This is a genomic window from Anaerotruncus sp. AF02-27 (assembly GCF_003465835.1).
GTDB lineage: Bacteria > Bacillota > Clostridia > Oscillospirales > Ruminococcaceae > Anaerotruncus > Anaerotruncus rubiinfantis.
The window spans coordinates 332,445-345,268 of sequence record NZ_QSBX01000001.1 but is presented as its reverse complement, the minus strand read 5'-3'; the positions used below and the strand labels follow the sequence as shown (position 1 = coordinate 345,268).

Annotated in this window: 16 protein-coding genes and 2 pseudogenes; 8 read left to right on the top strand and 10 right to left on the bottom strand. The window is 41.0% G+C overall.

Annotated elements, in window-relative coordinates; translation table 11 throughout:
• Positions 1-9 precede the first annotated feature (9 nt).
• The 8 genes and pseudogenes from DWV16_RS01830 to DWV16_RS01785 form a co-directional block, all read right to left on the bottom strand.
• A complete protein-coding gene (locus DWV16_RS01830; RefSeq protein ID WP_002578944.1) occupies positions 10-879 on the bottom strand; it encodes a hypothetical protein in 870 nt (289 codons plus the stop codon).
• A gap of 503 nt (positions 880-1,382) precedes the next feature.
• Positions 1,383-1,686: pseudogene (locus DWV16_RS19825) on the bottom strand (toxin zeta); the annotation flags it as partial.
• Between the two features lie 286 nt (positions 1,687-1,972).
• Positions 1,973-2,518, bottom strand: coding sequence for an AAA family ATPase (locus DWV16_RS01810; protein ID WP_002304402.1), 546 nt, complete (start codon positions 2,516-2,518; stop codon positions 1,973-1,975).
• A 51-nt stretch (positions 2,519-2,569) separates the two neighbouring features.
• Positions 2,570-2,662: a zeta toxin family protein gene (locus DWV16_RS19820; protein ID WP_231303533.1), complete on the bottom strand. Its 93-nt coding sequence runs from the start codon at positions 2,660-2,662 to the stop codon at positions 2,570-2,572.
• A gap of 66 nt (positions 2,663-2,728) precedes the next feature.
• Positions 2,729-2,926: pseudogene (locus tag DWV16_RS01800) on the bottom strand (antitoxin); the annotation flags it as partial.
• Positions 2,927-3,694 carry a 23S rRNA (adenine(2058)-N(6))-methyltransferase Erm(B) gene (erm(B), locus tag DWV16_RS01795; RefSeq protein WP_255420040.1) on the bottom strand — a complete coding sequence of 256 codons (768 nt, stop codon included), beginning with the start codon at positions 3,692-3,694 and terminating at the stop codon, positions 2,927-2,929.
• Positions 3,695-3,698: 4 nt separating this feature from the next.
• Positions 3,699-4,043 carry a helix-turn-helix transcriptional regulator gene (locus DWV16_RS01790; RefSeq protein WP_198957774.1) on the bottom strand — a complete coding sequence of 115 codons (345 nt, stop codon included), beginning with the start codon at positions 4,041-4,043 and terminating at the stop codon, positions 3,699-3,701.
• 100 nt (positions 4,044-4,143) lie between these two features.
• Positions 4,144-5,280 (bottom strand): site-specific integrase, encoded by a 1,137-nt coding sequence (locus DWV16_RS01785; RefSeq protein WP_002304408.1) that lies wholly within the window; start codon positions 5,278-5,280, stop codon positions 4,144-4,146.
• Positions 5,281-5,662: 382 nt separating this feature from the next.
• On the opposite strand from DWV16_RS01785, the gene DWV16_RS01780 reads away from it, so the two are divergent.
• Entirely contained in the window at positions 5,663-6,040 is a 378-nt protein-coding gene (locus DWV16_RS01780) for a helix-turn-helix domain-containing protein (RefSeq protein WP_002578940.1), read from the top strand.
• Positions 6,041-6,202: 162 nt separating this feature from the next.
• Here DWV16_RS01780 and DWV16_RS01775 read toward each other — a convergent pair whose 3' ends face one another.
• Both DWV16_RS01775 and DWV16_RS01770 read right to left on the bottom strand, forming a co-directional pair.
• Complete coding sequence (locus DWV16_RS01775; RefSeq protein ID WP_002304410.1) at positions 6,203-6,757, bottom strand: ImmA/IrrE family metallo-endopeptidase; 555 nt, start codon at positions 6,755-6,757, stop codon at positions 6,203-6,205.
• A gap of 51 nt (positions 6,758-6,808) precedes the next feature.
• Complete coding sequence (locus DWV16_RS01770) at positions 6,809-7,258, bottom strand: helix-turn-helix domain-containing protein (RefSeq protein ID WP_002304411.1); 450 nt, start codon at positions 7,256-7,258, stop codon at positions 6,809-6,811.
• A 286-nt stretch (positions 7,259-7,544) separates the two neighbouring features.
• Between DWV16_RS01770 and DWV16_RS01765 the strand changes: the two genes are divergently transcribed.
• The 7 genes from DWV16_RS01765 to DWV16_RS01735 all read left to right on the top strand — a co-directional run bounded on the left by DWV16_RS01765 (position 7,545) and on the right by DWV16_RS01735 (position 12,351).
• Positions 7,545-8,108, top strand: coding sequence for a hypothetical protein (locus DWV16_RS01765; RefSeq protein ID WP_002304412.1), 564 nt, complete (start codon positions 7,545-7,547; stop codon positions 8,106-8,108).
• Positions 8,109-8,370: 262 nt separating this feature from the next.
• Positions 8,371-8,676 (top strand): helix-turn-helix transcriptional regulator, encoded by a 306-nt coding sequence (locus DWV16_RS01760; protein ID WP_002304413.1) that lies wholly within the window; start codon positions 8,371-8,373, stop codon positions 8,674-8,676.
• Between the two features lie 514 nt (positions 8,677-9,190).
• The gene (locus DWV16_RS01755; RefSeq protein WP_002578938.1) at positions 9,191-9,598 is read left to right on the top strand and encodes a type II toxin-antitoxin system PemK/MazF family toxin; all 408 of its coding nucleotides are present in this window, start codon (positions 9,191-9,193) and stop codon (positions 9,596-9,598) included.
• Between the two features lie 6 nt (positions 9,599-9,604).
• The gene (locus tag DWV16_RS01750; RefSeq protein WP_002304418.1) at positions 9,605-9,841 is read left to right on the top strand and encodes a helix-turn-helix domain-containing protein; all 237 of its coding nucleotides are present in this window, start codon (positions 9,605-9,607) and stop codon (positions 9,839-9,841) included.
• A gap of 144 nt (positions 9,842-9,985) precedes the next feature.
• Entirely contained in the window at positions 9,986-10,582 is a 597-nt protein-coding gene (locus tag DWV16_RS01745; RefSeq protein ID WP_243007252.1) for a helix-turn-helix domain-containing protein, read from the top strand.
• 4 nt (positions 10,583-10,586) lie between these two features.
• Positions 10,587-11,960 (top strand): tyrosine recombinase XerC, encoded by a 1,374-nt coding sequence (gene xerC / locus DWV16_RS01740; protein WP_002304423.1) that lies wholly within the window; start codon positions 10,587-10,589, stop codon positions 11,958-11,960.
• A gap of 85 nt (positions 11,961-12,045) precedes the next feature.
• Entirely contained in the window at positions 12,046-12,351 is a 306-nt protein-coding gene (locus tag DWV16_RS01735; RefSeq protein ID WP_002304425.1) for a hypothetical protein, read from the top strand.
• The last annotated feature ends 473 nt before the right edge of the window (positions 12,352-12,824 follow it).

Genomic DNA, 12,824 nt, shown 5'->3' with positions numbered 1-12,824 from the left:
CCTCATTTGTTAATCATTTCGAGTGTAGCTACCTGTTACTAAAACCGGGATATATGTATCAAGCGATTGAGCTGCAAGTGTTCGATGTCGCCCATCACTCTGAAATACATAATAAGAACCTACCTGCGCAACCTGGACAGGATTATTGTAATAGCTACGAATGGTATCATCTAACACTGGGTTTTGTGAAAGCTCATCCAAAGACATTCCTGACTCAGTATTTTGACGAACATCTTGGATGTGCGAAGCTCGCCTTAGAATGTTTTCTCTCGACCATCCCTCTCGACCATTCCGTGTCCAAAATCCTTCCGGGTTCCCAAGTTCTCGGTCACTGAGATAAACTCCTTCAATATCCCTTGCTCTAACGTATACGAGTTCTGGATTTTCATTTCGAGAAAAGGTATAGTTCCCGTTCTCCCAATAATCTCGATATTCTTCATAGTGATTTCCACGGGAAAAATATCGTTCAGCTGATAGTCTGTCTTGAACAAATGCAAGATTAGAACCAAAGGTATTTGACTCAAAGGTGGTTGTATCTGCACTTGATGGTGTAACAGCAAAACTACTGGTCTGAGGTGTGCTTGCAGATATTCCATTTGTAGATCCTAGTTGAACACTTTCGTATTCACTAAGGCTCTTGGCGAGTAAAGCCACATATTTTTCTGCTTGAAGCATAATTACCAATATGTCATTGAGAGCCTTGTTGCAGTCTCTTACAACCACGCCCAACTCGTTGTATTTTTTATCTTGCCATCCAGCACCTAACTGTTCATATTTCATCTTTACAGATTTTTTGGTAGTTTCGATGGAGGAAATGGAATCCTGCATTTTTTTCAGCATTGCGAATAGCTGAACGGAGTCAGCATTTACCATACTCATTTCATCACCTCCTGGCAGCGGATTTTGTGAAGTGCAAAGCGGCGATGTGTCAGGAAAGTCTGACACATCACTGCTTCGGCAAGATTTAATTTAGAGAGGAAAGAAATTGTTCCAACTCAGCAGCGGTCGGTGCAATGTACGGTTTCATCTGGTAAGTATCCTTAACACCGTCTGTGAAGTATACGCTCCTTTCTTTTTTCGTTTTGTTGGTTCATTTTCGCCAGTGTGTTCGTGTCGTTTGCTGTGACGAGAACGCAACATAGACACAAAGAAAACACAAGGGCGAGCTTGCTCGTTTATATACCCTTGTGTTTTCGACTGGATATGTTAAGGTAACAAACAGTAAATGACACGTTACAGACTGCAAAATGTACCAACTGAAAAAAGAAAGAATACCGTTGTGTGCTTTATTTCTCGATCAGCTTTTCAAACATGAGGAAAGGTTTTTATAAAAAAAGAGTAGTTACCGTTTTTTGGTAACTACTCTTTTCCTTTTTTAAGGTTTAAAGTCCTGGAAGTTTAGGTGTTTTGGGTATTGGTGGTGTAGGTAGCTGCAAGCTTTCCAATTTTTGTTGAATTGCTTTAAATTCAGGGGTTTCTTGGTGTTGATTTTGAACCATTTTTTGCTCTATTCTCTCCAAAGTCGGTTGAATTTCTTTCCCTGATACTTTACGATTTAATTCTCTTTCTAAGGTCTCTTTCGGACTAATGGAAGGCGTTTCTAAACTTGAATAGAAGTTTCACTCCTTCTCTATTATAAAGCCTTATATCGCTAAATAAGCCCGTTTTATGAAGGGTTTCTAAGCTGAAATGAACGGGTTTACACCCGGCCTTGACCTCCGCCCGCTGTCCCGCTGAATGGGTGGACAAGGCGGCCAATCCCTCAAAGTGCTTGGACGCTCTCTTTCTGATTTTGGAGCGTTTCTTTTCTAAAAATTGAAATGGGCGGGAAGCCATTTTAGGGCTTTCCCGCCTTGATTACTTTTTAGCAAAGACGGGCGTGACTGTCAACGGCGGCGCATGAAATGCGCCGTTCATCTTGACCGTTGACTGGCTCGGCTGGCTTTGCTATCTTCCTGACAAATGGGAATGTCTAAGATAGTAAAGACGTCCCACATGCAACTCTTTCTTTTATTGCGGAAACCGTATCTTTAATTGTGAATGTAGTTGTGTCTATGACATTTGATTCATATATCCCCAAACCGGAAAATTGCTCCCACATTGTTTCCACTAATTCAATATTTGTTTTTCTATCTAATTTTGAGCGTTCCACAGCTCGCTTCATAGTTTCTTTTTTACTCGCTCTTAATACAATATAGTGTACCTCGTAATCTTCTTGGGCAAGAGCTTTCCATGGCTCCAAAAACCATGGCCCGACAATCCCATCTACAATTACATCATATCCGCCACGAGCATATCGCTTTGCAGCTTCTAAAAAGGCTTCAATGACAACCAGATTTTGCTTGTTGGATTCTGGCAAATGTGGTGGTATTGCGCCTTTGCTTAAGTAATGAAAAAAGTCATCGGTGTGCATATGCACTGATTTATCCATATCTGATTCCTTTGCGACAATTGACGCAGTTGTTGTTTTTCCTGTCCCCGGTGAGCCTGTAATCACAATAATTCTTCCTTGATTCATCTGTATTTTCCCTCACAATTTGAATTTATCACTTTGTTCCTGCCTGCTCAATCATCTTCTTCGCAAACTGGTTTTCCCTGACCCTGATTGCCCACCAAGTAAAAAAGCGGTTGGCGATTCAACCGCTTTTTTACTTGAACCAATTCTTCTAAATTATCATTTAAGCGATTCTCAAACTGTTTGTCAGTAAAATTGACTATATTTGCCATATTAAGCCACTTTCTCTTTATTCAAAACTTGTTTTGAGTAACGATTCATTGACCGCCAATACTCATGAACGGCTTGTAATTCTTCTAAAGAATAATCAAAAAGATTTACACGTTTTGCAAGCTTTAATTGGTTTAATAAATTGACTTCCAATAATTGAGAGTCATTTTTATTTAATTCATGGTTCAAAACATAGTTTAATTATTTCCTCCCGTTAAATAATAGATAACTATTAAAAATAGACAATACTTGCTCATAAGTAACGGTACTTAAATTGTTTACTTTGGCGTGTTTCATTGCTTGATGAAACTGATTTTTAGTAAACAGTTGACGATATTCTCGATTGACCCATTTTGAAACAAAGTACGTATATAGCTTCCAATATTTATCTGGAACATCTGTGGTATGGCGGGTAAGTTTTATTAAGACACTGTTTACTTTTGGTTTAGGATGAAAGCATTCCGCTGGCAGCTTAAGCAATTGCTGAATCGAGACTTGAGTGTGCAAGAGCAACCCTAGTGTTCGGTGAATATCCAAGGTACGCTTGTAGAATCCTTCTTCAACAATCAGATAGATGTCAGACGCATGGCTTTCAAAAACCACTTTTTTAATAATTTGTGTGCTTAAATGGTAAGGAATACTCCCAACAATTTTATACCTCTGTTTGTTAGGGAATTGAAACTGTAGAATATCTTGGTGAATTAAAGTGACACGAGTATTCAGTTTTAATTTTTCTGACGATAAGTTGAATAGATGACTGTCTAATTCAATAGACGTTACCTGTTTACTTATTTTAGCCAGTTTCGTCGTTAAATGCCCTTTACCTGTTCCAATTTCGTAAACGGTATCGGTTTCTTTTAAATTCAATTGTTTTATTATTTGGTTGAGTACTTTTTCACTCGTTAAAAAGTTTTGAGAATATTTTATATTTTTGTTCATGTAATATCCCTTTTTATTTGCTGTGAATATTCGCTCATTTTTCTTCCTCAATAAAAACTCTACCAGCTAACCAACATTCGTCTAATTCATTTGGGAATAATTCAAGCTGGCGAATCATATAATGTGTACTTGGAATGTAATCAAAATAAAACAATAGTGCTAGATATAAACTCCATGGAATTGGGCGTGTCCGATTTTCGTAGGCACTATAAGTTTGTCGTGAAATACCAACAGCCGAAGCAATTTCTTCTTGTGATGCACCAACTTTTCCTCTGAGTGCGGGTAACTCAATCGCCAATTGAGTGGCCAAGTTCTCTTTCTCATCTTTACTAAAATTCCAAAACTGCTTATAAGCATCTCGCCCTACAAATTGAATCAATAAATCTCCTCCTGGGTATACTCTTTCGTAGAGTACATTACTCCACGAAAAAACACCGCCAAACACTGAAAACTCAGCATTATTTGACGGTGTTGACAATTTATTTGACGGCTAATAAATCAGAAAGCCGTTGCATATTTTCTCTTTTTAAATCCATGGATGGGTGTACATAGCGATTCATTGTAATATTCACGCTGGCATGACCCAATATTTCGCTGAGACTTTTTACATCGAATCCAAGCTCTATGCACCTTGTAGCAAATGTATGACGTAACGAGTGATAATTTGCGGAGGTGATTCCGCTGTTTTTCAATACCTTCTTAAAATGATTTTGCATGGTTCTTGGTTCTAATGGATTCTGATCGCTATTGGTTAGGATGTAGCCAGTAGAAGAAGCTTTGTGTGCTGTAAGAATAGTCATTAAGCCATGGGGTACTGGAATAGTACGGATGGAGCAAGCACTTTTTGGTGTGGTAACAACAATCCTTGTCTTGTATTCACTGTTGGTTCTATCTTGGATTCTCTGGAGCGTTTGATGCACGTGGATTGTGTAATCTGAGAATGAAACATCTTCCCATCGTAACGCACAAATTTCACCTACTCTGAGACCAGTGAATAAACATACTAATATACCAATATTGCAGGAATCAAGATTAGAATACAAGTATTGGCATAATTTTTCCTGTTCAGCACGACTCAAAACTCTCATTTCCTTCGTTTGACGTTTTATCTGTATAGATCGTGCGTCACAAGAAATGGCTTTCCCGTTTCGGGTGGCAAATTGTAAGACATTTCGAATTAGAGATAAAATATCTGAAACAGTTTTAGAGGAAAGTCCATTCTCCTTTAATCCACCAGAAACAAGGAAAAAATTACACTGCGTTTCAATAAACTCGTGTGTTATATCACGCAATTGTTTGCTTCCGAACACAGGAAGTATATACGAGCTGAGAAGATTCCTATATTTGTTGCTTGTAGATTCCTTCACTTTAGGACATATAGCTTGAAACCATTCCATAGCAACCTGTTCAAATTGATCTGAGCTAATTTCTGGATCGACAGTGACAGAATTACTCGTGCACGAACTTTGACTGATAAGTTTTGCCTTGACTTCTCGATATGACTTTGCATAAACATAACCGTAATTGGCTTTGCCTGTAGAAGATCGGGACTTAATGTATCTTCCTTCCCATCTGCCGTCTTTCCTTTTGTAAATATTTTCTCCTTTTCGTGCCATAAGGTACACCTCCTTCAATATGACTATAATTCTGACGGCAAATTGTGACTTTGGAACTTTCTAAGATGGATTTTTGTGCAAAACCTCGTGTTTTATGTCCCTAACATATTGACAAACAGTGCGACAATTTGTAAAATAAAGATATAAACTAAAAAAAACAGAGAAGAATGCGATTCGTGGAGTAATGTACTCTACGAATTTTTTATTTTAAAGAACCTCAAGATAGCTCATATTGTCGTCTTGGGGTTCTTTTCATTCTATCATTTAATGCAATCTGCCTATAAAATTTTATCATATTGCATTTATAAATGCAACTTGCACCCGATGTTGGTTGTTGAGATTTTTGGTACATTTTATAATGTATAGCAGAATCATACACAGCATGGAGGTGATTGAAACGCAACCGGAAATTGATTACGTTAAGATTGGTCAGCGCATTAGAGCTGCCCGACTGGAAAAGGGTTATAGTCAGGCTGATTTGGGTGCGTTGGTTGGTTGCTCGAACAATCATATGAGCCATGTTGAAGTTGGACAGACGAAAGTTTCTTTGGCAATGCTTCTAAAACTGGCATTCGTCTTGGAAAAGAACTTTGACTATTTTTTACTGGATACCCCATATGCAAAATGCGACAGCATCATTGATAATGAGATTGCTGCAAAACTGAAAAAGTGTAATGTAACAACATTGATAACCGTAGGAAAGTTGATTGATGTCTTGATTGACCAGCAAGAGATGATAAAAAAAGCGGAGCTTGATTGATATAATGAAAAAGAAGCCCATTGACGGTACAGAGTGAACTGCTATGGGGTTCTTTTTTGCAGCACAATATACTGATTCTTTAAGAAGCAAAAAGTCCACCAGTCATGATGCACTACGCATCGTACTGGTGGACTTTTTCTGTAAAGATATAAAAATAGATATTCATATATCGCCATAACCAATGTCGTTATCGTAGGCATGAAGATCTTCTTTCAGGAAATCTGCTTTACGAATATACATCGAATTTACCAGCTCTCCTTTTTCGTGGAGCAGGCTGAATTTGTAGTCTAATAATGCTGCCGGTACATAGAGCATTTTAGCCGTTTCAAAAAATGTGTGTTCCGAAAGGCATTCCAGGACTTTCCCATCTTCTAACAGAAGCTCCGCCGCAAAGAAGTTTGCTTCATTTTCTTCGATTGATCTATCATCAAAAACTTCCATTTCTTGAAAGCCGTGCATCATAGCGATTTTTGTATGCAGGACAGCGTGTCCTAATTCATGTGCGACTAATATACGCTCCAGGATACCGTTCACATTGTGATCTATCACGATATTCTTTTGTCTGGACTGGTAATAGAAGAAGCCCTTCAATTTCTTCTGTAAATCGTAATAGTGGATTTTGATACCTAACAGCTGACATAGCTCGTAAGGGTCTCTGGTGTGATATTTTCGCACAAGCTTATCGACAGTTTCAATGATATGCTCTGCCGTTTTCATTTGCTTCACCTCCGAATCGCACACAGAAAACATATTCTGTGCTTGAGGATTTTACTCTTTATCTTTATGCTTTCTGTATTTCTTCGGAGTGTACTTTTCCCGTGCTGTTTTCTTAGAGTCCATATAAACTGACATAATCGCCTGGAAGAATACATCTTTTGCGTCCTCGTCCAATTCTCCACCGGCAAACAGAGAATTTACACGACCCAACACTTCCTGAGCTTCTTTTGCTCCTTTTGAACCGAAGTTTTCCTTTGCCTCTAAAATAAACATATCCTGATCTATATGGCTCTGGCTATCCGTTTCAGATTCGTCCAAAAGATAGGACACAGAGATATGCAGTGCTTCAGCAAGTTTTCTGATGTTGCTTTTTCTGGGGAGTGTTCCGAGCTGCTCATAGGTGTAAAGGGATCTTTCGGAAATGCCGGTCATCTGGGCAAGCTCCGTTTGAGATAGGTTCATAGCCAAACGAGCTTCTTTAATTTTTTCTCCAAATGTCATGGTAGTATCCTTCCTTTCAAAAAATATTTATTCGTAACTTCCGATTATTTGTTGACAAACTTCTGGAAAATGCTATAATAAGAATCATAACAGAAGTTTTAATTCCACTTAATTATATATCGGAACTTTTATAAAGTCAAGAACTTCCGATTTCACTTCTGTTATTTTAATCAAATATCGGAAGTTATAGTCATTCTTGTCCCATGGTATTTGTTTCCCTTTAGCCAAGTGACAGGAGTTAGAAAGGAATTCTTATTTTATGGATTAGGCTGAAAGGAGATTCTGAATGAGCAGATATAATACACAGGTATTAAGCAGTATTCGAATGCTTTGCCGGATGCAGAACATTGACGAGAAGGTTCTGTATGAAAGAGCAAAGCTGATTTTATCCATATATCGAGAGGTGTGCTGGTCTACCATTGATCGTGCGAATGATGTATGTGATACCCTTATTTGTACTTACGGTGACAGCTTAGATGGTGCATTGATTTATCTGGAGAACTTTGCTCCGGATGAAGCGAGAGAACGATTTGAAGAACGCATTCGCAGCTTATTTGAGACAAAGTGGATCATTGAACTGGTAGATATGGCTATGTTGAAAATCAGAGAATATCCAGATAAAGGCGCTCTGTACTGTGAGATTATCTCAAAGGCATATCTCAACCGCTTCAAGTACAGGGAATCAGAAATGCTGGAGGTTTTGAATATGGAACGCAGCACCTACTATGACCGAAAGAAAGAAGCGATACTGTTATTTGGTCTGTCACTTTGGGGAACAGCCATTCCTAAATTGAAAGATTTCCTGGAAAGTGCCCGGGAGGAAGAAGCATTGTGTTATTGTGAATGCTAAGACAGGATTTTAGTCCGACTAAAATCCGATGAAAATACGACGGTTCCCCTACTGAAAGTCCGACTTGTCCAGTGTTAAAATGGCTATGCTGGGAGATAGCGGCATAAAATTGAATAGAGAGAGTTACGCCTCGTGCCTGTAATGGGTACGGGGCTTTTTTTATACCTGCCTATTTTCCCCCATAATTAACACAAAGGCATGAACGAGAGCTTGGAGTAATTTACTCCGGCTCTTTTTTTATGCCTGCAAGGAGGACAGGCAGATGGCAAAGGGTATTGAGAATCGGGCACGATCTCCTCCCGCTGTTTTTGATTTTGCAACTTCACAAATTCAAAAACACGGAGGAACGAAAATGTATTACGACTTGGTTGAAAGCGGAAAAAGAATTAAAGCCTTGAGAAAGGAACATGGGCTTACACAGGAACAGCTTGCGGAGCAGTTAGGTGTTGCCGCAAACACCATTGCACGAATTGAAACCGGCAACAGAGGTATCTCTATTGATTTGGCAATCGAACTGGTTGTGCGCTTTGAGACAACCCTTGATTACATATTTTTAGGTCGTGAATAACCTCAAAACTATACCTACGAGGCAATAAAAACTTGCATGAGGAACAGGTACAATTTAGATACAGCCAAAGAAAATCGGCTGCTTGATCCTTGAAAACTGAATACACAGTCATCGAATACGTTCCTGTTGCCGGTGCGAGAGCATCAGCCACATCAGCGGTACGCCGAGACGTATCGGATAGAGAAACAGAACGACTTTCTTCTATAAATTAAGCGCTTGTCTCTCTCCCGATGCCAGCGATCAATACTGGCTTGTAAATATTGGGTTGCTCCCAATACGGCCATGAAAGCAACAGGATTAAAGATACTTCTCTACGGAGCTGGCGGAGAACCCGGCAGAGGTTAGATTCCTATGGAACTGATTCGCAATCAGTCGTTCGGTGATTCCCTGAGGGCGTAAGCCCTCTTTCCCAGGGGTGCGTGGCAAATATGGGACACATAGACTTTTGGACTGACTGCCTGATTCCTTTCTGGCAGTCAGTTATTACATAGCCAACGAAAGGAGGTCATGGCACATGATGAAAGAAAATTGGGTATATTGCCGTGGTGATATTTATTGCGCCAAGCTGGACCCGGTAGTTGGGTCGGAACAAGGCGGCATCCGTCCGGTTATCGTCATTCAGAACGATACCGGTAATAAACACGCTCCCACATTGATTGTGGCAACGGTCACCACCAGAATCCATAAGAAAGCGAATATGCCGACGCACTTTGTTATTTACGACAATCCTGCATTCAAAGAAGCGTCCGTTGTTCAGCTGGAACAGATTCGTACCATTGATAAAAGCAGGATTGATAATTACTTAGGTAAGGTAACGCCCCGTGAAATGGTAGCGATTGAGAAAGCCTTATCTGTCAGCCTGGCAATGGAACAGCTGAAAAAGCGTTCCCCAAAACATAAAGCAAAGAGAGCGAAGGAGTGAACATAAATGTTTGAAGAAAGAATCGCTGCCATGAATCAGCGCACCGAAGAAGCGATGGCTGCTAACGCAGTTCAGTTTGATAAGAGAACCTATACGGTTGATGAGATTCAGGATATTCTGGGCATCAGCAGAACCAGCGCATACAACCTTGTGAAAAAGAAAGTTTTCCATAGCGTCCGCATCGGTGGCAGTATCAGAATCTCCAAAAAGAGTTTTGATGAGTGGTTGGATCATCAAATGTAAGATTTGTCAAGGGCGTCGTACAACCCGGCGACAAACTTCAAAACATATTGAGAGTTCGATAAAATGTAGCCATGACAAGAAACACATGGCTACATTTTTTACATAGGAGGTTGTACGATGGCGGAAATGAGAAAACGCACGAGTATGTCTGTTCTGGAAATGGGCAGGATGCTCGGTCTTGGTAAAACGGAGTCATACTGGCTCATTAAGAAGAATTACTTCAAAACCATTCTTGTCGGCAACACCATGAGGGTGATGATCGACAGCTTTGAAGAATGGTATGCCAATCAGTTCAAATACCAGAAGGTCGATGGAACCCCTCCCGGCGAGGAATTGAAGAAAACTACATATTCAATGGAGGAGCTTGGACAGCGCCTTGGGCTGAAAGAAGCGACTGCTTACGAACTGGTTGCCAAAGGGCATTTTGATGTGGTCGATGTCCTGGGCAAGCGCAGAGTGACAAAGGAGAGCTTTGAAAGATGGTATGCTTCTCAAACCGATTACCGCACGGTAGAGGATCAGGAACTGGATGCAGATATTATGGCATCCACCTACGGTCTGCCGGAAATGGCAAGAATGCTTGGGGTACATCGTCAGACCATTTACTATATCGTTGCCAATGAAGATTTTGAGCTTATCAAGGTTGGCAGGTATAAGCGAGCTACCAAAGAGAGCTTTGAAAAATGGTATCACAATCAGACCCGCTACCAGTTAGCGGAAGATAGACAGGAAAGGAGCTGATTACATGGCATCTATCGTTAAGAGAAAAAAGAAGTATTCTGTGGTTTATACATACACCGATGAGAACGGCAACAAGCGTCAGAAGTGGGAAACCTTTGAAACGAATGCCGAAGCAAAGAAAAGGAAGTTGCAGGTTGAATATGAGCAGGAGTCCGGAACCTTTATTCCCCCTTCTGCTAAAACCGTCAATGATCTTTTGGATGAGTATATGTCAATCTATGGTGTGAACACCTGGGCGATGTCTACCTATGAAAGCAGAAAGAGCCTGATTGCAAACTATATTCGTCCCCTCATCGGTGATATGAAGCTGGAGGATGTCACGCCGAGAATCATGGACAAGTATTACCGAGATTTGCTTTCTGTCAAAGCGGTTTCTTCTAAGTATGTAAAAGCCCGTACAGAATATCTGACTCCGCATACTGTCCGAGAGGTTCACAAGACATTGCGAAATGCTTTCAATCAAGCGGTCAAGTGGGAATTGATGACCAGAAACCCTGTGGAGCACGCTACGCTGCCGAAAGAAGAACACAAGACCAGGGATATCTGGACAGCAGAAGTGCTCCAGAAGGCTCTGGAAGCCTGTGACGATGATATTCTTCGTCTGGCTATTAACCTTGCCTTCTCCTGTTCCCTGCGAATGGGCGAGCTTCTGGGGCTTACCTGGGACTGTATTGACATTTCCCCCACCAGTATTGAACTTGGTCAGGCAAGCATCTTCGTTGAAAAGGAGTTGCAGAGAGTAAATCGTGAAGCGATGGCAGATCTGGACGGTAAGGACATCATGTTCAAGTTCCCACCGACCTTCGCCAGTACGCATACCGCATTGGTTCTCAAAACTCCTAAGACCAAAACAAGTGTCCGCAAGGTGTTCTTACCGAAAACCGTAGCGGAAATGTTGGTACAGCGAAAGGCTGACATCGAAGAACTGAAAGACCTTTTCGGTGACGAGTTCGTAGACTTCAATCTGGTTTTCTGTTCTTCCAATGGCAAGCCGATTGAGGGGCAGGTTATCAACCGTGCTTTCAATAAGCTGATTGAGGAGAAGGGACTGCCGAAAGTGGTTTTCCATAGTCTCCGACATTCCAGTATCACTTACAAGCTGAAGCTGAACGGCGGCGATATGAAATCCGTTCAAGGCGATTCCGGTCATGCACAGGTCAAGATGGTAGCGGATGTTTACTCCCATATCATCGACGATGACCGCAGACTGAACGCTGAAAGAATGGAAGCTGCGTTCTACTCAGGCAGACAGGCAACGCCTGAGCCGGTTCAACCAGCCGCAACGGAAAGCTCCGCTGATGATAAAGAACTTCTTCTGAAGCTTCTGCAAAATCCGGAAATGGCAGCACTCCTGAAGTCGCTGGCAAAAACATTATAGTAACTGCAAGGGCAGATCCTTTTACATAGCTACAATAGCTGTAAAAGGGTCTGCCCTTATTTTTTTGTTATGGAGGTCAACGAGTATGGATAGAATCTTTATGGACGAGTATTACGAGCATCTGAGAGCTGACAATATCGAGGCATTTTCCAAGGAAAGGAACGACGAATATGTTGGCAGAGCTGAGGAATACAAAGCAGCAAAGTCGGCATTGCTTGAAGGATTGGGACTTGAGCATTTGTTTGACCATAGCCATGAACTGACTCCGAAAGAGAAAGAAATATGGATGCTGTTCGATAGGGTTGATGTAGCAGAGCTTCTTGCAAGGGATGCTTTTGCCAAGGGTGCTTATATGCTCGGCGCTGAGGATAGAGAGATTATGCTGAAATAAAAAAAGACCTGCTTCGGCGGGTCTAAATTACATAGAATCATTGAGTCTGAAAAACCTTTGAAATTCTTAATAATTCTGGTTGAAAAATTCATTTTGAAATGATATATAAAACAGACTGAAATCTGTGTCTAAGGACACCCGCACCCTCACACGAGAATGAATAGGATTTCCTATCATTTCGCATCACGAGAAGTTACATAGTGACATTTACTTGCACTTGCAACGTCCACCAAAAATCGAAAGACTTGCTAATTTCGAGCCAATCGGACGGTGTAAAATCCCTCTGAATTAGCTATCACAGCGTAGTATCAGATGGGATTTGAAATGCTGAAAAACCTTGTATTTCCAAGCATTTTTAAGCATTAGATGCCACTTCCCGATGTCGTATCGGGTCTACTCCTAAGCGGTAGGTCGGAGGTTCGAATCCCCTCGGGCGCGCCAAATAAAAAGCCCGTCCGCCAATTGGCGGACGG